This window comes from Sphingomonas sp. R-74633 (assembly GCF_013416555.1).
Classification (GTDB): Bacteria; Pseudomonadota; Alphaproteobacteria; order Sphingomonadales; family Sphingomonadaceae; genus Sphingomonas.
The window spans coordinates 169063-189005 of the sequence record NZ_JACCFG010000002.1 but is presented as its reverse complement, the minus strand read 5'-3'; the positions used below and the strand labels follow the sequence as shown (position 1 = coordinate 189005).

Genomic DNA, 19943 nt, shown 5'->3' with positions numbered 1-19943 from the left:
TCGGACCCGTGCGGATAGCCATAGTGACAGACGCCTGGGAGCCCCAGGTGAACGGAGTCGTGCGCACGCTGCAGTCGGTGCGCGACGTACTGGAAAAGCAGGGGCACAAGGTCATCGTGATCTCGCCCGATCTCTTCTATTCGCTGCCATGCCCGACCTATCCGGAGATCCGCCTGGCGCTCGCCCGAGTGGCCAGCGTCGGCGCGATGCTCGAGGCGTTCAACCCGACCGCGATCCACCTGGCGACCGAGGGGCCGCTCTGTGTCGCCGCGCGGCGCTGGTGCATCCGGCACGAAATGCCCTTCACCACTGCCTATCACACCCAGTTCCCCGACTATGTCTCGGCGCGCTCGGGCGTGCCGGCCGAGTGGATCTGGCGGTACATCAAGTGGTTCCATGCGCCGAGCCAGGCGATCCTCGCTTCGACCCCGTCGATCCGCCAGTCGCTGACCGACCACGGGCTTGCCCATGTGAAGCATTGGGGCCGCGGCGTGGACCTGGCCAATTTCCACCCGGGCCTGGCGCCGCATCCCGCGATGAAGGACCTGCCCGGCCCTGTGCAGCTCTATGTCGGCCGTGTTGCGGTCGAGAAGAATATCGAGGCGTTCCTCAAGACGACGCATCCGGGCACCAAGGTGGTGGTGGGTGACGGTCCGGCGCGCACGTCGCTCCAGGCGCGCTTCCCTGAGGCGAAGTTCCTCGGCCCGATGTTCGGCGCCGAACTCGCCTCCGCTTATGCTGCGGCGGACGTGTTCGTCTTCCCGAGCAAGACCGACACGTTCGGGCTGGTGATGATCGAGGCGCTGGCCTGCGGCGTGCCCGTGGCGGGCTATCCGGTCACCGGCCCGATCGACGTGCTGACGCCCGAGACCGGCGCGATGAGCGAGGACCTGACCCAGGCCATCGGCATGGCGCTGACCAGGGACCGCGCCGCCTGCGCCGCTTATGGCCGCACCTTCACCTGGGAAGCCAGCGCGCGCCAGTTCCTCAACGCGCTCTATCCGCTATATGGAGATCGCGCTGCGGCATAACGCGCGCTTCTTCCTTGCCCCCGCCGCTTTCTGGCATTAAGTCAGCGCCGTTACAGGCCGCCCGTGATGGGCGGCCCTTTCTATTTCTGGAGACTGTAAGTGGCCCAGCCGCTGATGCCGCATGCGACCGCTTCCTGGCTGGTCGAGCAAACTTCGCTCACCTTCGAGCAGATCGCCGAGTTCTGTGGTCTGCACATCCTCGAGGTCCAGGCGATCGCCGACGACACCGCCGCGACCAAGCTCACCGGCCGCGATCCGGTGCGCGCGCACGAACTGACGATGGACGAGATCGAGAAGGGCCAGAAGGACTCGAACTACGTCCTCAAGATGCTCAAGGGCCCGGAGCAGGTCCGCCGCACCAAGGGCCCGCGCTACACGCCGGTCTCGAAGCGCCAGGACAAGCCGGACGGCATCGCCTGGATCCTGCGCAACCATCCGGAGATTTCGGACGGCGCGATCGGCAAGCTGATCGGCACCACCCGCACCACGATCGCCGCGATTCGTGACCGCAGCCACTGGAACATCGCGAACATCACGCCGAAGGATCCGGTGACGCTCGGCCTCACCAGCCAGCGCGAGCTCGATGCGCTTGTCGCCAAGGCCGCCAAGGCCGCCGGCATCGAGGCACCGACCGACACCCGCCTGGAAGGCGACCGCGAGGCGCTGATCGAACAGCTCCGCGCCGAGCGCACCGCCGCGGCACGCGAAGCCGATGCTACTGGCGAGGACGCTCCTGCGGCCCCGGTCGAGCACACCGCCGAGACGCTGTTCCGTACCAATAACGGCTAAGCGTCGGGGAACAGCAGGACGTGGCGGGCGCAGATCGCGTCCCATAGGCCTGCTGCTTCCGGCACCGCCAAACCGAAGCGCTGGTCGAGCCGCTCGACCAGCGCTTCTGCGTTCTGGAGCAGCTCACGCGTCTCGCCCTCGGGCCCGCGCTCGACGAGCACGCGCCCGCGCAAATTGATGTGGCGATCGCCGCGGCGCTGCTGGACGACGAGATTCTGGACGAAGGGCGATTCGGGCCGGGTCTGCAGATCGCCGCAGCGCTGGGCGAACAGCGCCTCGTCGGCGGGGCCGGTGGTGAAGTCGTAGCTGAACGGATCACCGTCGGCGTAGCGCTCCTCGAAACGCCAATAGCCTTCGACTTCGCGCAAGCCGCAGCGATAGGGCGCATGCGCTTCGTCGCCCACCGCCAGCGGCAGCGGCCCGGTCAGGATGCCGCCAAAGCCGACATCGACCAGCCAGGGCTGTTCCTCCAGCGTCACCAGGAGCGCGAGATGGTTGCCCATCGCCATCTCGCCCTGCACCTGCCGCATCACCCCTGCCGAAATGCGCCGTACCTCATAGCCCAGCGCTTCGAGCACCCGGCCGAACAGCCCGTTCTGCTCGAAGCACCAGCCGCCGCGCCCACGCGTCACCAGCTTGTCGAAGATCGCGTCCGGGTCGATCGACACCGGCCGGCCGAGCTGCACGTCGAGATTCTCGAAGGGGAAGCTCGCCAGATGCGTGCGGATCAGCACGGCCAGCGCGGCGTGGTCGGGCGCGGTGGGGCGCTCGCCCCCGGTCCGCGCGAAATAGGCCTGAAGATCCATGCGCCGCTCTCCCCTGACAGCGGCGCATGGCGGGCTCAGCCGTCGATGTCGAGCCCCAGCGCCACGCGCCCGGCCAAGGCCAGCTGCGGCTCGCGCTGCAGCGGGTGGAAGCGCGCGCCCTGCACGTCGCGAAAGGCGCGTTCCAGCCCGGCCTTGCGGTAAAAGGCGGCGCCGCCGGCGACCTCCATCGCGCGCGTCACCGTATCGATCGCCGCCTCGCCAAGCAGCGTGCGGCAGATCATCAGCCGATTGGTCGTCTCCTGGCTCGGCGTGCCGGCACAGGCGATGTCGATCATCTCGCGCAGCGCCAGGTCCGCTGCGACATGCGCATTCTCCATCTCGCCCACCCGGGCAAGCAGATAGGGATCGGGCTTGCGGGTGCGGGCGATCTCGAGCGCGCGCCGCCGGGCGCCATCGGCCACGCCCATATAGGCCGAATAGATCGACCCGAAGGCGATCATGCTGATGACATGGAACAGCATGTGCCACTTGCCCTGCGCCCGCCGTCCGGCCACCGCGGCATCCGCGACGAACACCTTGTCGAGCACCAGGTCGTGCGAGCCGGTGCCGCGCATGCCGAGCACGTGCCAGGCATCCGCGATCGTCACGCCCTCGGCATTCAGCGGCACGCCGAAATGGAGCACCGTCGGCCCGGCCTCGGGATCGTCATAGACGGCGCTGGTCATCAGCAGATCGCCCATCTGGCATCCGCTGGAAAACGCCTTGCGCGCGGTGATCCGGAAGCCGCCTTCGACCCTCTCTGCAGTGCCGGCGCTGTCCAGCCAGTCGGAGCCGCCGCTCGAGACGAGGATCAGGTCTTCGCCCGCCACGCGGCGCAACAGCCCCTCGGTCGGTGCGGCCTGATGCTCGCGCCGCCATACCGCGGCGGCGACCAGATGCGTGTGCATCGAAAAGGCCAGCGCGGTCGATCCGCATGCGGCACCCAGCACGCGGATCGCGCCGAAGATCTCGGCAAAGTCCGCCCCGCCGCCGCCCAGTTCCACCGGCACCAGCGCCTTGAAGAATCCTGCGTCCTTCAGTCGCGCATAGCCTTCGGTCACGAAGCTTTCCTCGGCATCGTGACGATCGGCATGGCCTTCGATCTCTGCTGCGATAACCTTGGCCTCGGCGATCCAGTCGCGCACGCCTGCTTTGCTTTCCATCGTCATTCCCTCTTTGGTCGATTGGTCGGCACCCCGATCGCCTATCATTCCGGGCATGCTCCAGTTCAGAAACTGAACTTGCCCGGTACAGAGTCTGAACTAGTTTCACTGCACGTTCGTGAAGGATTGGGAATGACGCAAGGGAGCTACAAGCAATTCTGCCCGGTCGCGATGGCGGCGGAGATCTTGTGCACGCGCTGGACGGTGGTGCTGCTGCGCGAGCTGGTTGCCGGATCGACGCGCTTCAACGACCTGCGCCGCGGCGTGCCGCGCATGTCGCCGGCCCTGCTCTCGCAGCGGCTGAAGGAGCTCGAATGCGCCGGCATCGTCGAGCGCGGGCAAGGCGGGGCGGAATATCACCTGACCGAGGCGGGGCGCGAGCTGACTCCCGTGGTCGAGGCGTTCGGCATCTGGGGCCAGCGCTGGGTGTCGCACGACCTGTCGCTCGAGCAGCTCGATGCCCAGCTGCTGGTATGGGACATGCGCCGCCACCTCGATCCCACGCCGCTGCCGCCGCGGCGCTGCGTCATCCTGCTGTGCTTCACCGACCAGCCCGAGGCCAAGCGCCGTGCCTGGCTGGTGGTCGAGCCTGATGGCGAAGTCGATCTGTGCACGGTCGATCCCGGCTTCGACGTCGACCTGTTCGTCTCGTCGGACCTCAGGACGATGACGGCGATCTGGATGGGCTATGAAACGGTGCGCGCGGCAATCGATAGCGAGGCGCTGCTGCTTACCGGTGACCCCGGCATTGCGGCGAACATGCAGCGCTGGCTGGGGCTGAGCCCGTTCGCGCCGCATGCCCGGGCCCAACGCCTCGCGGCATGACGGGGGCGGGCGGGCGGTGTAGCCTCGCCCCCGCGACTCGGGTCGCGAGGATAATGCGAGGGATCCCATGTGTGACGAGCTGACCGCCGCCGATAACGAGCGCTTCCTGACTCGCCGTGAATTCAGCGCCGGCGCCGCCGCAGCGGGCATGGTTGCGCTGCTGCCGATCCCGGCCAACGCTGCCGAGATCAAGGGCCGCGACGTCACCATCGTCACGCCCGATGGCAGCTGCGACGCCTATTTTGTCGCGCCCGCCACCGGCAAGCACCCTGCCGTGATCGTCTGGCCCGATATCTTCGGCCTGCGCCCCGCCTTCCGCCAGATGGCCGACCGGCTCGCCCAGTCGGGCTATGCGGTGCTTACCGTCAACCAGTTCTACCGCTCGACCAGGACCCCCTTCGTCAAGGAAGGGCAGGGCTTTGACGATGCGCTCAAGGCGCAGGTCGGCCCGTGGCGAACGCTGCTCACCCCCGACGCCACCATGCGCGATGCCAAGGCGTTCGTCGCCTGGGTCGACGGGCAGAAGGAAGTCGACAAGAAGCGCGGCGTGGGCAGCACCGGCTATTGCATGGGCGGCCCGATGGTCATGTACACTGCCGCGGCAGCACCCGCGCGCGTCCATGGCGGCGCGACCTTCCATGGCGGCGGGCTCGCCGCCGACGGGCTGATCGCGCTGGTCCCCGGCATGAAGGCGCGCTGGCTGATCGCGATCGCCGAGAATGACGATACGCGGTCGCCGACCGACAAGGACAAGCTCAAGGCCGCCTTCGCCGCCAGCAACCAGCCGGCCGAGATCGAAGTCTACAAGGGCACGATGCACGGTTGGTGCCCGCCGGACAGCCAGGTCTACAATGCAGATCAGGCGAACAGGGCGTGGGATCGTCTGCTCGAGACCTTCAAGACGCTCTGATCCATCACTGACATCGGAGGAAGCCATGGCCGACGATCTGATCCTCTACACCCATCCCCAATCGCGCGGGCGCATTGCCCGCTGGGCGCTGGAGGAGGCGGGGGCCGCCTATGAGACGCAGGTCGTCGAATATGGCACGACGATGAAGGGCGGGGATTATCTCGGCATCAACCCGATGGGGAAGGTGCCGGCGATCGTCCATAACGGCCATATCGTCACCGAATGCGCCGCGATCTGCGCCTATCTGGCCGAGGCCTTTCCGGAAGCGGGCATTGCCCCCAATGCCAGGGAGCGCGCCGATTATTATCGCTGGCTGTTCTTCGCCGCCGGCCCGGTCGAGCAGGCGGTGACCAACCACGCCGCCCAGTTCGTGCCCAAGCCCGAGCAGGGCCGCATGTTCGGCTATGGCAATTACGATCTCACGGTCGATGTGCTCGAAAAGGCAGTGTCGGCGCACCCGTACATCGCCGGCGACCGCTTCACCGCGGCAGATATCTATGTCGGTTCGGCAGTGGGTTGGGGCACGATGTTCGGCACGCTCCCCAAGCGCGATGCCTTCACGGCCTATTTTGAGCGGCTGACCAGCCGCGAAGCCTTCCAGCGCGCCGCGGCCAAGGACGATGCGTTGGCGGCAGAGCTGGAAGCGGCGAAGACGCCGGCCTGATCCAAACAGGGGGTTCGGGCATTTGCCGAGTCGGTGCGAAGCGCGATCTAGAACCTGCCGCGCCCCACGGGTCTAGCGCTCGAGCTGCTCCATCCGTGCCTGCAGCTGGTCCATCACCGCGTCGCGGTCTGCCTGGTCGGTCTCGCCCCAGCGGCCGATCTCGTCGATCGTGCGGCCGCAGCCGATGCACCAGCCGGTGCCCGCGTCCATCACGCAGATGCTGACGCAGGGGCTCTCCACGATCGGCACATATTCGATCATTTCGTCCAGCGCGCGAGCCAGTCGGCTACGGCTTGCGGCTGCATGATCCGCGCGTCGCTCAGGCCCATCACGTCCTTCGGGTTGCGCAGCTTGCCGGTGCGCGGATCGACGATCAGGATCGCCGGCACGGCATCGAGCCGGGTGCTGCCGAAGCGGCGGGGCAGGTCGAGATTATGGTCGAACTCACCGATATCGACCTGGACCAGCTCGAAGTTGCGCGTCATCCAGCCCTGCATGTCGGGCAGTTCGAAGATGCCTGCCAGCACGCGGCAATCGACGCACCAATTGGCGCCGAAATCGATGAGGACCGGCTTGCCCGACTTCTTCGCCCGGGCGATCGCGGCGTCGACGTCCTTTCGCGCATCCCGGCTGTCGTCATAGGGCGCGGGCAGGGGCAGCGGCAGCGCCGCGATCGAGCGCGCCTTCAGCCGCGGCGCGGCCGGCTGGGCCAGCGCCGCACCGGGCAGCGCCAGCCCCGCCAGCGCAAGGACCAGCCCTGCGCGGCGGATCATTCGGCGGCGAGCGTGTAGTTCAGGAAGTCGGGGATCGGGCCGTTCCAGCCCTCGTCCGGTCCCAGGTCGCGATTGGGGTCGCGCTCGTCGCGGCGGCGATTGTCGCGGCGCGGCTGTTCGTCGCGCGGACGGTCCTCACGGGGACGCCGCTCGCGCCGCGGTTCGTCGCGTCGCGACTCCTCGCGCCGTGCCGGCTCGCGACGGGGCTCTTCGCGCCGTACTTCTTCCTCGGCCTGCGGCGCTTCGCTGCCCGGCTCTTCCTTCTTGCCGCGCGAACGGGCGCGCGGCGCCTTGTCTTCCTCGGTCTTGCGACCACGGCCACGGCCGCGCGGCGCTTCCTCCTGCTCCTCGTCGGCAGACGGGGCAGGGGCACCCTTCAGCTTGACCCGGTTGATCTTGTGACCGGTGAGCTTCTCGATGTTCGCGACGTTCTCGGCGTCTTCCTTGGTCACCAGCGTATAGGCGATGCCCTTCGCGCCGGCGCGACCGGTGCGGCCGATGCGGTGGACATAATCGTCCGGATGCCAGGGTGCGTCGAAATTATAGACGTGGCTGACGCCCTTGATGTCGAGCCCGCGGGCGGCGACGTCAGAGGCGACGAGGATGTTGACGTCGCCCCGCTTGAACCGCTCGAGCTCAGCGATCCGCGCCGGCTGGTCCATGTCGCCATGGATCTCGGCCGAGCGGATGCCGTGGCGCTGCAGGCTCTTGTTGAGCTCGCGCACTGTGGTCTTGCGGTTGCAGAAAATGATGCCGGTCTGGACGTTCTCGGCCTCGATCAGCGCACGCAGCACCTCGCGCTTCTTCATCGTCGTGGTCTCGATGAGGAACTGCGTGATGTTGGTGTTGGTCGATGCCGGGCGGGCGACTTCCACGCGCTTGGGATCGTTGAGGAACTTGTCGGCCAGCTTCTTGATCACCGGCGGCATCGTCGCCGAGAAGAGCAGCGTCTGCCGTTCCTTTGGCAGCTTGGTGCAGATTTCCTCGATGTCGGGGATGAACCCCATGTCGAGCATCCGGTCCGCCTCGTCGATCACCAGCAGCGAGCAGCCGTTGAGCAGGATCTTGCCGCGGCCGAACAGGTCCATCAGCCGGCCCGGCGTGGCGATCAGCACGTCGACGCCCTTTTCGAGCGCCTTCACCTGGTCGCCCATCTGCACGCCGCCGATCAGCAGGGCCATGGAGAGCTTGTGGTGGGTGCCGTATTTCTCGAAATTCTCCGCCACCTGGGCAGCAAGCTCGCGCGTCGGCTCAAGGATGAGCGAGCGCGGCATCAGCGCACGGGTGCGCCCTTCGCCGAGAATGTCGATCATCGGGAGCACGAAGGCAGCGGTCTTGCCCGTGCCCGTCTGGGCGATGCCGACAAGGTCCTTCCCCATGAGGACCGGGGGGATCGACTGGCGCTGAATGGGCGTGGGCTCGGTATAGCCCGCGTCGGTCACTGCGCGCAGAAGTTCGTCTGAAAGGCCGAGATCGGCAAAGCTCATGCAATTTTCCGGAAAATCGACGTGGTAAAACCCACGTGCGAAGCCTTCACGCGCTTGCGGATTTGCCGGGGAAAGTCAAGCGTTGAGGTGTTTCAGCGGGCCAGTTCGAGCGTGCGGAAGCCCTCTACGTCGCACGAACGGCCGGAGCGGACTCGAAAGGCATCGCGCCCCGCACAGATCTTCTGGTCTTTGTTGGTCTTCACATAGAAGCCCGAATAGAAGCCCAGCGCCTGGCAATTGCGGCCCAGCTTGGCGCGCAGCAGCGTGCCGTCGCGCAGCACCAGGTCGACGCTGTCCGGCGTGTTGACTCCCGCAAAGCCGGAGATGTCCTGGATCTTCACGCAGTCCTTGGTCTTCTTCTCGACGATGCGCGGGTTGCGAGTGCGCACCACGATCGTGGCGCTGCTGGTGATGGTGACGCGCGGAACGGTGATCGTCACGCGCTCCTGCTGCTGGGGTGCCTGCTGCTGTTGAAGGCGCGCCGTCACTGCATACCAGTCGGGTGCGCCAACCGGCAGCGCGGCGGGCGCGACGGCGAGGAGCAGCAAGCTGGAGGTTGCAATAAGCGGATTCGGCATTTCGCGTTGGTTATGTACGACCTAGGTTTGAACAGTGGATGAACTGCCTGCCATCGTGCTAGCCCAAAAATGCCATGACACCAGCACAACAGCAGCTCGTCGCCGCCGTTTTGGAGCGCTTCGGCCCCAAGGCAGTCACCACCGATCCGCATGAGATCGAGCCCTGGGAGTCGGACTGGCGCGGCCGCTACCACGGCAGCGCGCCGGCCCTGCTCTCGCCGGGGTCGGCCGCGGAAGTGGCCGAGATCCTCAAGCTCGCCGGCGAACTCGGCGTGAAGATCGTGCCCCAGGGCGGCAATACCGGCATGGTCGGCGGCGCGACTCCGCCCGGCGACGGCTCGGCGCTGCTCCTTTCCACCCGGCGGATGAACAAGATCCGCTCGATCGATCCGGTGAGCAATCTCGCGGTGGTCGAGGCCGGCGTCATCCTGACGAACTTCCACAATGCCGTGCTCGAGCAGGACCGCCGCTTCCCGCTGACTTTGGGCGCCAAGGGCAGCGCGACGATCGGCGGGCTGGTCTCGACCAATGCCGGCGGCACCCAGGTGCTGCGCTTCGGCAATATGCGCCACCTCGTCGCCGGAGTGGAGGCAGTGCTGCCCGACGGATCGATGTACGAAGCGCTTGCCCCGCTCAAGAAGGACAATCGCGGCTATGATCTTACCCAGCTGCTGATCGGCGCTGAGGGGACGATCGGCATCGTCACCGCTGCGACGCTGCGCCTCTATCCCGCGATTCTCGAGCGCGCCGCCGCCTGGGTGGGCGTCGCCAGCCCCCAGGACGCGCTGAAGATCCTGCGGATGATGGAAACGCGCACGACGACGATCGAGAGCTTCGAGATCATCCCGGGCGAGATTCTCGGCCATGTGCTCCACCACATCCCCGGCACGCGCTCGCCGCTCGCCGGCGGGCATGCCTGGCATGTGCTGATCGAATCGGTCGCCACCGAAGCCGGCGCCGAAGCTCCGGCCGAGCTGCTCGGCCGCCTGCTTGAGCCGGTGTTCGAAGCCGGGCTCGCCGAAGATGCCGTGATCTCGACCAGCGAATCGCAGGTCGAGGCCTTCTGGCATATCCGCGATTCGATCTCGGAGGCCGAGCGCGCTTTGGGTCCGGCGATGCAGCACGACATTTCGGTGCCGGTCGACAAGATGCCGGGCTTCATGCTCTCGGCCGCCGCCGAGGCCGAGCGCCGCTTCCCCGGCACCACCGCCACGGCTTTCGGCCATCTGGGGGATGGCAATGTTCATTTCCACGTGCGCGCGCCCAAGGGGGCAGACCGTGACAGCTGGTATGCGGGAGACGGTCCGGCGATCTCCAGCCTGGTCTATGACCTGGTCGTGGCCGAGGGCGGATCGATTTCGGCTGAGCATGGAATCGGACAGATGAAGCGTGCCGAATTGGAGCGTTTGAGCCCGCCGTCACGCATCGCAGCGCTGAAAGCGATCAAAATGGCACTGGATCCACGCGGAATCCTAAATCCCGGCAAACTCGTAAGCCTTGCGCCGGAGGCTGGCACGCCATAGACCCGCCCCCCGGGATTCCAGACATTACATTTTAGTTCCCAGGAGATTTAGGATGGCTTCCGCGCCGCAGCAGTCGCTGCCTCTGTTCTACAACGATATCCAGCCGCTCTCGAGCCAGCAGCACGCCGATTTCAAGGTGCGCTCGGCCGACAAGGCACCGTTTCTTGCCAAGCAGCATGCGGTTCCTGTCACCGTGGAGGAATTCCCGCTGGTGCAGCGTTTCATGCCGATCGTCTTTTCGCAGGGCGAAGAGCCGGTTCCGCTGGCGCTGATGGGCCTGAACGAAGGCATCAACACCTTCTTCGACGAAGATGGCTCGCTCAACGAGACCAACTTCTACGTGCCGGCCTATATCCGCCGCTATCCGTACCTGCTGGCGCGCCTGCGCCCGGACAGCGACGAGCTGTCGCTGTGCTTCGATCCGACGACCGATACGGTCGGCGCGTTCGAGGACGGCCAGCCGCTGTTCGAGAATGGCGAGCCGAGCGAGACCACCAAGAGCATCCTGCAGTTCAATGAGCAGTTCGAACAGGCCGGTGCCCGCACCGCCCAGTTCATGAAGGAGCTCAAGGATCTCGACCTGCTGATCGACGGCGAAGTCACGATCCAGCCGGAAGGCTCGGGCCAGCCCTTCGTCTATCGCGGCTTCATGATGATCGACGAGAACAAGCTGAACGAGATGCGCGGCGATCAGCTGCGCAAGATCGTGCAGAACGGCATGCTGCCGCTCATCTACGCCCATCTCTTCTCGCTGGGCCTGATGCGCGACATTTTCGGCCGCCAGGTGCGCCAGGGCAAGATGCCCGAGCCGCAGCTCGTCCAGCCGACCGCCTAACGTGATCGAGCGCGGCGATAGCTACAGCCGGGGGGCGATTGCCTTCCACTGGGTGATCGCCGCGCTCGTTCTCTTCAATATCCTGGTCGGCCTGTTCCACGACTCGATACCGCGTTCGTGGGGCCTGATGCCGATCCACAAATCGGTGGGCATGGCCGTGCTGCTGCTCACCCTCGGCCGAATCGGCTGGCGGCTGGCGCATAAGCCCCCGCATCTGCCCGATCGCATGCCGGGCTGGGAGAAGGCCGCTGCGAAGGCGGTGCACTTCCTCCTCTATGCGCTGCTGCTGATCATGCCGCTCACCGGCTGGCTGCTTTCCTCCAATCCGGAAAAGCCGCGCCCGATCGACTGGTTCGGGCTGTTCAAGATCCCCGTCCTGCCGGCGACCCCGGACATCGCGCATACCGCGCATGATGCGCATGAACTGCTCGGCTATCTGATGGCCGCCCTGGTGGTGATCCATATCGCCGCGGCGCTGCGCCACCATTTCCTGCTGCGCGATAATGTGCTCGCGCGCATGGCGCCGGGGCTCCGCCGAAACGGTTGATCTTTCTACAAGAACGGCCGCCCGCAGCCTCTTGAACTAATTCGCCTCCCAATTATATTTGGTCTTGTACGGCTTCATGTCCCCCCTTTCGTGAGGCTGTACGGCACGCCCTCGGGCGTGTCTCCTCCCTGAACCTTGGCCACCTCGTGGGTAACCACGAGGTGGTTTTTTATTGGGCTTTGCGGAGGGCGGTCAGCGCGGCAGATTGCCGGCATGGGCAAGCGTTCCGGGGTTCCCCATCGTGACGACGAACTGGCTGCGCTCAGTCTGGAGGAATTGCAGGCTGAACTCGCGCGTGCGCGCCTGCGTCTGACCATCCCGACCTCGGCCAAAATGACCAAGCTGTTCCACAAGCGCATCCACTGGCTCGAAAGCGCGATAGCTGCGCGCGACTGATCGCCCTCACTCCGCCGCGATCGCTCCCGGCAGCGCCTCGTCCGCCACCGCATCGATCACGTCCCGCAGCAATCGTACGGCCGCCGTCAGCCCGGGCCCCGGCTGATCGAGCGCCGAATCGAGATAGAGCGACCGGTCGAACTCGAGCTGGATCGCGTGCACGCTGCGGCGGGGCTCGCCGTGGCGCTCCAATATATGCCCGCCCGAATAGGGGGTGTTCGCGGCGGTCCGCACGCCGTGTCCGCGCGCCACCCCTTCGATCCGCCCGAGGAAGCGCGCCGCCGCCGATTTGCCGAACCGGTCGCCCGGCACGAGTCGCGCGGCAGTCGCCGGATTGCCGAGCGGCGGCATCGAATGCACGTCGAGCAGCACCGCCACCCCGAACCGGGCTCGCGCTGCCGCGAGTGCCGCCGCGATCGCCGCGTGCCAGGGACGATGATCGGCAAGGATGCGCTGCTGGACTTCGTCGGCGCTCAGCCGGCGCTGCCAGATGTCGCCTACCGTGCCCACCCGCCGCGGCACCAGTCCCAGCCCCGATCGGATCTTGGCGGAAAGCGGCGCGCCATGCGTCCAGGCACCGTCGTCGAGGCGGGGGTCGCGGTCATGCTCGGCGCGGTTGAGGTCGATCCAGGCGCGCGGCCGCGTTGCCACGAACAAGGTCTCGTCGCGTCGGGCGGCGAGGGCGATCGCATCGGCATGACGATCCTCGAGCCCCCGGAGCGCCTCCACCGGCACGCGCAGCGCCGCGACGAGCGCTGCCGGATAGTCGCGCCCGGCATGCGGCACCGAAAGCACCACCGGGCTCAGCGGCTCTGCAGGACCATGACGGACGAAGGAAGCCTCGCTCACAGCCCCTGCCTATGCCCCGATTCCGCACGCCGCAATGCCGTGACCCAAGGAAAAGGGCGGAAAATCTTAAGGGCTTGATGTATAGGATGACGTCTGTCGATTTCGAGTGGGGGAACATGATCCGGATTTTGCTGGCCGAGGATGACCGCGTGATGCGGGAATATCTCACCCGCGCGCTCGAGCGTTCGGGCTATGCGGTCAGTGCCGTCGATCGCGGCACCGCGGCGATTCCGCTGCTCGAGACCGAGCAGTTCGACCTGCTGCTCACCGATATCGTGATGCCCGAGATGGACGGCATCGAGCTGGCCCAGAAGGCGAGCGAGATCGCGCCGGAGATGCGGGTGATGTTCATCACCGGCTTCGCGGCGGTCACGCTCAAGGCCGGCAAGCAGGTGCCCCAGGCCCGCGTGCTCTCCAAGCCGTTCCACCTGCGCGACCTGGTGCTGGAGGTCGATCGGCTGTTCGAGGCGGAGAACGCCGGATTTAATTGAAGGTTGGGTGTTGCGCGGCTCGAAAAGCCCCGCTAAAGGCCCGCTTCCCGTTTCGGCCGAGAGGCCAACGGGCGCGTAGCTCAGTGGTAGAGCACTGTGTTGACATCGCAGGGGTCGCAAGTTCAATCCTTGCCGCGCCCACCATATTGAAAAGCCGCCAGGTCCCTGACTTGGCGGCTTTTTTCTTGCCCGCGATCAGTCGGGCTGGCCCTCGGTCAGTTCCACCACTTCGAAGCGATAGCCGTCCCAGCCGCGCTGCTTCGCCGCATCGGCGAGCGCGGCCTTCTTGCCGGTGGCTTCCTGCAGCGACTTGGCGTGCCCCCAGAAGACTTCGGTCTTGCCGCCGCCCAGATCGGCGACGATGCGCCAATAATGGGTGAAGGGCGCATTGGTCGGCCCGATCGTCTTCACATAGCCGTCCGGCAGCGTGGCGGTGAGGTAGCGCTTCTTCCTGGCCATGGCGCCTGTGATAGCCGATCCGCCTGCCCGCACCAGCCGCTGGCGTCGCGCCGCGCATTGGCGCATGAGGCGGGCATGCAAAGCAAGGCTTCGGACTATGATTGGGCGGGCGGTCGCGGCGCCCAGTGGCGGGACCAGCTGGACGGGATGGAGGCGATGCTCTCGCCCGTCGACGTGCCCTTCATCGAGGCGCTGGCGCTCGACGCGCCGTATCGCATCGCGGAGATCGCATGTGGCGGGGGCGGGACCACGCGCGCGATCGCCGCTGCGGCGCCCGCGGGCAGCGAGGTCACCGGCTTCGACATCTCGCCCGACCTGGTCGCCGCGGCCACTGCGCGCGCGGGCGACGTGGCGCGCTTCGTCGAAGCGGATGCCTCCACCTGGCGGCCCGAACGCCCCTTTGACCGGCTCGCCTCGCGCTTCGGCGTGATGTTCTTCGACGATCCCGCCGCCGCCTTCGCCAATCTGCGCCACTGGCTCGCGCCGGGCGGGCGGCTGGCCTTCGCCGTGTGGGGACCGCCGGGGGAGGTGGGCTTCATGGCGCAGATCCGCGCGGCGCTCGCCGCGGTGATGCACCTGCCGCCTGCCGATCCCGATGCGCCGGGCCCGTGCCGCTATGGCGATTCGGCCAGGTTGGTCGCGCTGCTCGACGCCGCCGGTTTCCACGGTGCCGCCAGCCGCACCTGGCGCGGCGACCTGCCGGTGCCCGGCGGTTCGGCGCAAGCGGCAGCCGATTTCCTGCTGGCCTCGTCCTCGAGCGCGGCGCCGCTCGCCGACGCGTCGCCCGCGCTTCGCGACGCCGCCCGGGCCAGCCTCACCGCGAGCTGCGCCAGCCATATCCGTGACGGGCAGGTGTGGATGCCGGTGCGCGTCGAGATCGTCACCGCCACCGGCTAGGCGGGCATTCCGGCTTTCACAAAGGCATCGAGCCGCACCAGCTTCTCGACCAGGGCCTCCAGTTGATCGAGCGGCCAGCTGTTCGGCCCGTCGGAAAGTGCGCGATCGGGATCGGGGTGCGTCTCGAGGAACAGCCCGGCCACGCCTGCTGCGACCGCGCCCCGGCACAGCAGCGGCACATGCTCGCGCGCGCCGCCCGAACTTGCGCCTAGCCCGCCCGGCGCCTGCACCGAGTGCGTCGCGTCGAATACCACCGGCGCGCCCGTCTCCGCCATCACCGCCAGGCTGCGCAGATCGGTGATGAGCGCGTTATAGCCAAAGCTGGTGCCCCGCTCGCACAGCAGGAAATTGTCCGGCTCCACGCCCGCGTCCTGTGCGGCGGTGCGCGCCTTGGCCAGCACATGCGCCATGTCCCAGGGCGCCATGAACTGCGCCTTCTTGATGTTGACCGGCTTTCCCGATGCTGCCGCCGCGGCAATCAGGTCGGACTGGCGGGCGAGAAAGGCGGGGGTCTGCAGCACGTCCACCACCTGCGCCACTGCGGGCACCTGCGCCACCTCATGCACGTCGGTGAGCACGGGCAGCCCGGTCTCGGCGCGGACCTTGGCGAGGATCGCCAGACCCTCGTCCATCCCCGGCCCGCGATATGCGGTGCCCGAGGTGCGGTTGGCCTTGTCGAACGACCCCTTGAAGATCACCAGCAGCCCCAGGCGCTCCCCGATACCGGCCAGCACCTCGGCGACGCGCAGCGAGAGCGATTCGGATTCGAGCGCGCAGGGGCCCGCGATCAGGAACAGCGGCCGGTCGCCGCCCACTTGGGTACCACATAGGAGCATGGGGCCAGCCTAGCCGAGTTCAGGCGCGGCGCAATTCGCCCAGAAAGGCGTGGACCTGATCGGACAGCGCATCGGCGCCGCTGTGCAGCCGCACCGCGACCCGCTGCATCGCCTGCGCCTGGTTCGACGCATCGAGCGACGTGCCGCCGATCTGCTCGACATCGCGCTGGATGCCGTTGCTCGCCTGCACCGCCTCGTCGACGTTCCACGCGATCATCCGCGTCGCTTCCTCCTGCGCGGCGACGGCGGTTTCCACCGCATCGGCCAAAGTCGCCATCGCGCCGATCGCCTGCTCGACCCGGCCATGGCCCGCGGCGACTTCGTCGATGCCGCTGCGGATCTCGCGGACATGCGCGGTGATCCGGTCGGCGGCGATGCCGGTCTGGGTGGAGAGCTGCTTCACTTCATTCGCCACCACGGTGAAGCCGCGCCCCGCCTCGCCGGCGCGTGCTGCTTCGATCGTTGCGTTGAGCGCGAGCAGATTCACCTGGCGGGCGATGTCGGCGATCAGGCCGATCACCGAATCGATCGAGTGTGCCGAATGGAGCAGCTCACGGGCGCGCTCGCTGCCGGCCTCGACCAGCGTGCGCACCACGCCGGCGGCCTGGCGCGCATCGCTTGTGTTGTTGCCGATTCCCGCCAGCGCGCCTGCCAGTTCGCGGCCGCGCGCTGCGATCTCGGCCATGTTGTCGCTGGTCTGCGAGGCGGCGGTAGCCACCGCCACGGCGCGGTCGCCCACGCCGCTCGCCCGGTCCGCTGTCGCCGTCGCGCCATGTTCCAGCTCGCTCGAAAGCTGGCCCAGGTCGCGCGACAGCGCTTCCACCTGCGCCTCGAACCGGCTGCTCGCCGCCTCGATCCGCGCGGCGCGCTCCACCTGCGCGCGCGCCGAGGCGATTTCGCGCTCGGCGGCGAGGTGGACGAGCCGGCGGTTATTCACGGTCGCCTGCACCCGCCCGTTGCGCGTCAGGATCATGCCCTCACTGCCGCCCGCGGCGCGATAGGCTTCCATCAGCAGGCCGAGATCGCCGGTCATCTCGGCGGTGGGGCAGGCGCGGACGTAGCGCGACACCGCCGCGCCGTAGCTCGGGTTGCGCATCAGCGCGTGGCCGAAGGGGTTGAGCAGCAGCCGCCGCACATCCTTCTCGAAGATCGCGCCGAGCGGCCGCTGCTTGTCATCGACGATCGCCACCAGCCGCAGCTCGGGATCGGTACCGAACAGCTCGGCGGCCCGCCACATTGTGTCGGTGAGCGTCAGCATCGGCGGATCGAGCTCGCGCTCGGTGAGCCAGGTGGCGCCTGGGGCGGGGGAGGGGGCGGCGAGAAGCATCGCCCGTCGGATAGGGGTGCGTTGGTAAATGCGCACTTAGCCGAGCGTTACAGTACCGAGACAAAGCGCATTTTTTCGCGGGTTACGGACGATTCTTCGCGCAAAACAGCCTGCGCGGTGTATCCGGCGACACATGCGGGGCTCAAGCGCATTCCTGTTTGCCTGTGCGGCGCTTGCCGGCTGCGCGCCCGCACCGCGCGGCGGCGGGGGCATCGTCTCGACCAATCCGTGCGCCGACGCGATGCTGGTCGAACTGGTCCCGCACGACCGGATCACGGCGATCAGCCATTATTCGCAGGACCCGGGCGCGACTTCAATTCCGCTCGATCTCGCCAACAGCTTCCGCGGCACGCGCGGCACGGCGGAGGAAGTGGTGGCGATGCAGCCCGACCTGGTGATCGCCAGTGCCTTCACTTCGCCCGCCACGCGTGCCGCCTATGCCCGCGCCGGGCTCCGGACGCTCTATCTCGATTCGCCGGTGACGATCGAGGCGAGCAAGGCGCAGGTGACCGAGCTTGCCGCCGCGCTGGGCGTGCCCGAAAAGGGCAAGGCAATGAACGAAACGATCGACCGCGCCGTCGCCGCAGCCGCAAAAGGTGGCCCGCCGGTGCCGGCTTTGGTGTGGATCGGCGGCAATATGGTTTCGGGGGAGGGCAATCTGCTCGACGAGATGCTGCGCCGTGCCGGCTTTGCCAATCAGGCGGCGCATTATGGGCTCCAGTTCACCGGCACGCTGCCCGCCGAGCGGATCGTCGCCGATCCGCCGCGCGTGATGCTGGTGCCGGATGGGCAGGGTCGCGATTCGGCCAGCCGCGCCGCCGAGCTGCGCCGCCGCGCGCTCGCGCATAGCCAGGGCCGGGTGACCGAGGCGACTTTCCCGCGCAACCTCGTCAATTGCGGCGGCCCGGTGATCGCCACGGCGATGACCCGCCTTGCCGAGATCCGCCGGCAGGTGGGCCGGTGAAGCGCTTTCCCCTCCTCGCCGGGCTCGCGATCCTCGTCGCGCTGCTGTTCGTCGCCTCGCTGGCGGCGGGCAAGGTGTTCGTGCCCTTCTCCGCCTGGTTCACCGACGACCCGCGCTGGTGGATCGTCGCCGAGTTGCGGCTGCCCCGCGCAATCCTCGGCCTCGTCATCGGCGCAGGGCTCGGGCTCACCGGCGCGGTGCTGCAGGGCTATCTGCGCAATCCGCTCGCCGATCCCTCGGTGCTCGGCGTCTCGTCGAGCGCCGCACTGGGTGCGGTCGCGGCGATCGTGCTGTTCGCCGCCAGCGCGCCTTTGGTCATCTTCGGCGCCGCGATGCTTGCCGCCGGCGGATCGATGCTGCTGCTCGCCGCGCTGGCCTGGCGCGCGCAAAGCGCCGTCACCTTCGTGCTCGCCGGCACCGTGCTCGCCAGCCTCGGCGGGGCGCTCACCGCCTTCCTGATCTCGATCGCGCCCAATCCTTACGCCACCGCCGAGATCATCGACTGGATCATGGGCTCGCTCACCGATCGCAGCTTTGCCGAGGTGCAGCTGGCGGTGCCGTTCATCCTGGTCGGCAGCGTCCTCCTGCTCTTCACCGGCCGCGCCCTCGATGCGCTGACCTTGGGCGAGGAAGCCGCGCGCTCGCTCGGCCTGCCGCTCGAGCGCACCCAGGCGCTGGTCGTGCTTGGCGCGGGCCTGGCGGTCGGCGCCAGCGTCGCAGTGACCGGCGTGGTCGGCTTTGTCGGCCTGATTGTCCCGCATCTGCTCCGCCCGGTCGTCGGCGCGAAGCCTTCGGCGCTTCTTCTCCCCAGCGCGCTCGGCGGCGCGGCACTGGTATTGGCCGCCGACAGCCTCGTCCGGCTTGCCCCCGGCGCGTCGGAAATCCGCCTCGGCGTCGCGATGGCGCTGATCGGAACGCCCTTCTTCTTCGGCCTGCTCCTCAAGCTCCGGCGGTCGGCATGGATCTGAGCATCGACAATCTCGCGGTCAGCCTCGGCAACCGCCGCGTGCTGCAGGGCATCGATGCGGTGTTCCGCCCAGGCAAGGTCACTGCGATCCTCGGCCCCAACGGCTCGGGCAAATCGACCCTCGTCCGCGCGCTTGCCGGGCTCGTCGATGCCGATGCCGGCTTCGTCCGTCTCGGCGGCAAGCTGATCGGCCGTCTTGAGCCGCGCGAGCGCGCCCGCGCGATCGGCTATCTCCCGCAGGAAGCCAGCGTCCACTGGAACGTCCCGGTCGAGAGCCTCGTCGCGCTCGGCCGCATGCCGCACCGCTCGCCCTTCGCCGGCATGTCTGCGGCAGACGAGGCAGCGGTCGCCGAGGCGATGGCCGCCACCGACACCACCGATTTCGCAGGACGCCTGGTCGGCGAGCTTTCCGGCGGCGAGCGCGCCCGCGTCCTCCTCGCCCGCGTGCTTGCCGGGAAGCCGGGGTGGCTGCTCGCCGACGAGCCGCTCGCTGCGCTCGACCCCGCGCACCAGCTCGGCCTGCTCGACAGCCTGCGCGATCTGGCGGGGCAGGGGATGGGCGTGGTCATCGTCCTCCACGACCTGATCCAGGCTGCCCGCGCCGCCGACGATGTGCTGCTGCTGCGCGACGGCAAGGTCGTCGCCTTCGGGTCCGCCAGCGAGGCGCTTGCCCACCAGCCGCTGCGTGATGCGTTCGGCGTCGAGGTGATGGTGATCGGTGACGAAACCGGCCGGCTGCTCCCGGTGCCGATCGGCCGCACCAGGGGCTGACACGCCCCGTCGCCCTCCACGTGACAGCGACCGTTTCTTGTGCCAGTGCGTAATT

Annotated in this window: 24 protein-coding genes and 1 tRNA gene; 15 read left to right on the top strand and 10 right to left on the bottom strand. The window is 67.8% G+C overall.

The annotated features are described in order from the left end of the window. The first annotated feature begins 8 nt into the window (after positions 1 to 8). Both HZY97_RS07090 and HZY97_RS07085 read left to right on the top strand, forming a co-directional pair. A complete protein-coding gene (locus tag HZY97_RS07090) occupies positions 9 to 1031 on the top strand; it encodes a glycosyltransferase family 1 protein (RefSeq protein ID WP_180142049.1) in 1023 nt (340 codons plus the stop codon). 99 nt (positions 1032 to 1130) lie between these two features. Beyond that, positions 1131 to 1820, top strand: a complete 690-nt coding sequence (locus HZY97_RS07085) for a DUF1013 domain-containing protein (protein WP_180142048.1) — start codon at positions 1131 to 1133, stop codon at positions 1818 to 1820. On the opposite strand, the gene HZY97_RS07080 is transcribed toward HZY97_RS07085, so the two are convergent. Continuing rightward, positions 1817 to 2626 carry an arylamine N-acetyltransferase gene (locus HZY97_RS07080; RefSeq protein ID WP_180142047.1) on the bottom strand — a complete coding sequence of 270 codons (810 nt, stop codon included), beginning with the start codon at positions 2624 to 2626 and terminating at the stop codon, positions 1817 to 1819. The two genes, HZY97_RS07085 and HZY97_RS07080, sit on opposite strands and share 4 nt — an antisense overlap. 35 nt (positions 2627 to 2661) lie before the next feature. After that, on the bottom strand, positions 2662 to 3789 hold the full coding sequence (locus tag HZY97_RS07075; RefSeq protein WP_180142046.1) for an acyl-CoA dehydrogenase family protein: 1128 nt from the start codon (positions 3787 to 3789) through the stop codon (positions 2662 to 2664). A 132-nt stretch (positions 3790 to 3921) separates the two neighbouring features. Between HZY97_RS07075 and HZY97_RS07070 the strand changes: the two genes are divergently transcribed. The 3 genes from HZY97_RS07070 (at position 3922) to HZY97_RS07060 (ending at position 6188) form a co-directional block, all read left to right on the top strand. After that, a complete protein-coding gene (locus HZY97_RS07070; RefSeq protein WP_180142045.1) occupies positions 3922 to 4614 on the top strand; it encodes a helix-turn-helix domain-containing protein in 693 nt (230 codons plus the stop codon). A 67-nt stretch (positions 4615 to 4681) separates the two neighbouring features. Continuing rightward, positions 4682 to 5524, top strand: a complete 843-nt coding sequence (locus tag HZY97_RS07065; RefSeq protein ID WP_180142044.1) for a dienelactone hydrolase family protein — start codon at positions 4682 to 4684, stop codon at positions 5522 to 5524. A 25-nt stretch (positions 5525 to 5549) separates the two neighbouring features. Further along, complete coding sequence (locus HZY97_RS07060; RefSeq protein WP_180142043.1) at positions 5550 to 6188, top strand: glutathione S-transferase family protein; 639 nt, start codon at positions 5550 to 5552, stop codon at positions 6186 to 6188. Positions 6189 to 6260: 72 nt separating this feature from the next. Here the strand turns inward: HZY97_RS07060 and HZY97_RS07055 are convergent, their stop codons facing one another. The 4 genes from HZY97_RS07055 to HZY97_RS07040 all read right to left on the bottom strand — a co-directional run bounded on the left by HZY97_RS07055 (position 6261) and on the right by HZY97_RS07040 (position 8996). After that, positions 6261 to 6449: a DUF1289 domain-containing protein gene (locus HZY97_RS07055; RefSeq protein ID WP_180142042.1), complete on the bottom strand. Its 189-nt coding sequence runs from the start codon at positions 6447 to 6449 to the stop codon at positions 6261 to 6263. Further along, positions 6446 to 6961, bottom strand: coding sequence for a thioredoxin family protein (locus tag HZY97_RS07050; RefSeq protein WP_180142041.1), 516 nt, complete (start codon positions 6959 to 6961; stop codon positions 6446 to 6448). The genes HZY97_RS07055 and HZY97_RS07050 overlap by 4 nt, the downstream gene beginning before the upstream one ends. After that, positions 6958 to 8448, bottom strand: coding sequence for a DEAD/DEAH box helicase (locus tag HZY97_RS07045; RefSeq protein WP_180142040.1), 1491 nt, complete (start codon positions 8446 to 8448; stop codon positions 6958 to 6960). Before HZY97_RS07045 ends, HZY97_RS07050 begins: the two co-directional genes overlap by 4 nt. A 92-nt stretch (positions 8449 to 8540) precedes the next feature. Beyond that, positions 8541 to 8996, bottom strand: coding sequence for a hypothetical protein (locus HZY97_RS07040; RefSeq protein ID WP_257214944.1), 456 nt, complete (start codon positions 8994 to 8996; stop codon positions 8541 to 8543). Positions 8997 to 9100: 104 nt separating this feature from the next. Here HZY97_RS07040 and HZY97_RS07035 point away from each other — a divergent pair, with 104 nt between their 5' ends. The 4 genes from HZY97_RS07035 (at position 9101) to HZY97_RS07020 (ending at position 12327) form a co-directional block, all read left to right on the top strand. After that, complete coding sequence (locus tag HZY97_RS07035) at positions 9101 to 10549, top strand: FAD-binding oxidoreductase (RefSeq protein ID WP_180142038.1); 1449 nt, start codon at positions 9101 to 9103, stop codon at positions 10547 to 10549. Between the two features lie 52 nt (positions 10550 to 10601). After that, positions 10602 to 11384, top strand: coding sequence for a SapC family protein (locus tag HZY97_RS07030; protein ID WP_180142037.1), 783 nt, complete (start codon positions 10602 to 10604; stop codon positions 11382 to 11384). 1 nt (position 11385) lies between these two features. Beyond that, entirely contained in the window at positions 11386 to 11931 is a 546-nt protein-coding gene (locus HZY97_RS07025; protein WP_373684313.1) for a cytochrome b, read from the top strand. A gap of 213 nt (positions 11932 to 12144) precedes the next feature. Then, positions 12145 to 12327, top strand: coding sequence for a hypothetical protein (locus tag HZY97_RS07020; protein ID WP_180142036.1), 183 nt, complete (start codon positions 12145 to 12147; stop codon positions 12325 to 12327). A gap of 6 nt (positions 12328 to 12333) precedes the next feature. Here HZY97_RS07020 and HZY97_RS07015 read toward each other — a convergent pair whose 3' ends face one another. Next, positions 12334 to 13176, bottom strand: coding sequence for an N-formylglutamate amidohydrolase (locus HZY97_RS07015; RefSeq protein ID WP_373684312.1), 843 nt, complete (start codon positions 13174 to 13176; stop codon positions 12334 to 12336). 116 nt (positions 13177 to 13292) lie between these two features. Between HZY97_RS07015 and cpdR the strand changes: the two genes are divergently transcribed. Then, positions 13293 to 13667 (top strand): cell cycle two-component system response regulator CpdR, encoded by a 375-nt coding sequence (gene cpdR, locus HZY97_RS07010; RefSeq protein WP_180142035.1) that lies wholly within the window; start codon positions 13293 to 13295, stop codon positions 13665 to 13667. A 69-nt stretch (positions 13668 to 13736) separates the two neighbouring features. Next, positions 13737 to 13811 (top strand) — tRNA-Val (locus HZY97_RS07005). A gap of 51 nt (positions 13812 to 13862) precedes the next feature. Here HZY97_RS07005 and HZY97_RS07000 read toward each other — a convergent pair. Further along, positions 13863 to 14126, bottom strand: a complete 264-nt coding sequence (locus HZY97_RS07000; protein WP_180142034.1) for a hypothetical protein — start codon at positions 14124 to 14126, stop codon at positions 13863 to 13865. Positions 14127 to 14201: 75 nt separating this feature from the next. Here HZY97_RS07000 and HZY97_RS06995 point away from each other — a divergent pair, with 75 nt between their 5' ends. Then, the gene (locus HZY97_RS06995; RefSeq protein WP_180142033.1) at positions 14202 to 15023 is read left to right on the top strand and encodes a trans-aconitate 2-methyltransferase; all 822 of its coding nucleotides are present in this window, start codon (positions 14202 to 14204) and stop codon (positions 15021 to 15023) included. On the opposite strand, the gene kdsA is transcribed toward HZY97_RS06995, so the two are convergent. Both kdsA and HZY97_RS06985 read right to left on the bottom strand, forming a co-directional pair. After that, a complete protein-coding gene (gene kdsA / locus HZY97_RS06990) occupies positions 15020 to 15859 on the bottom strand; it encodes a 3-deoxy-8-phosphooctulonate synthase (RefSeq protein WP_180142032.1) in 840 nt (279 codons plus the stop codon). The two genes, HZY97_RS06995 and kdsA, sit on opposite strands and share 4 nt — an antisense overlap. Positions 15860 to 15878: 19 nt before the next feature. Further along, positions 15879 to 17186 (bottom strand): methyl-accepting chemotaxis protein, encoded by a 1308-nt coding sequence (locus HZY97_RS06985; RefSeq protein WP_180142031.1) that lies wholly within the window; start codon positions 17184 to 17186, stop codon positions 15879 to 15881. 133 nt (positions 17187 to 17319) lie between these two features. Here HZY97_RS06985 and HZY97_RS06980 point away from each other — a divergent pair, with 133 nt between their 5' ends. From HZY97_RS06980 to HZY97_RS06970, 3 genes are read left to right on the top strand one after another with little or no spacing between them, the layout of a single operon-like run. Further along, positions 17320 to 18150, top strand: coding sequence for an ABC transporter substrate-binding protein (locus HZY97_RS06980; RefSeq protein WP_180142030.1), 831 nt, complete (start codon positions 17320 to 17322; stop codon positions 18148 to 18150). Then, positions 18147 to 19118 (top strand): iron ABC transporter permease, encoded by a 972-nt coding sequence (locus tag HZY97_RS06975; protein WP_180142029.1) that lies wholly within the window; start codon positions 18147 to 18149, stop codon positions 19116 to 19118. The genes HZY97_RS06980 and HZY97_RS06975 overlap by 4 nt, the downstream gene beginning before the upstream one ends. Next, positions 19109 to 19888 (top strand): ABC transporter ATP-binding protein, encoded by a 780-nt coding sequence (locus tag HZY97_RS06970; protein WP_180142028.1) that lies wholly within the window; start codon positions 19109 to 19111, stop codon positions 19886 to 19888. The genes HZY97_RS06975 and HZY97_RS06970 overlap by 10 nt, the downstream gene beginning before the upstream one ends. Positions 19889 to 19943 lie beyond the last annotated feature (55 nt).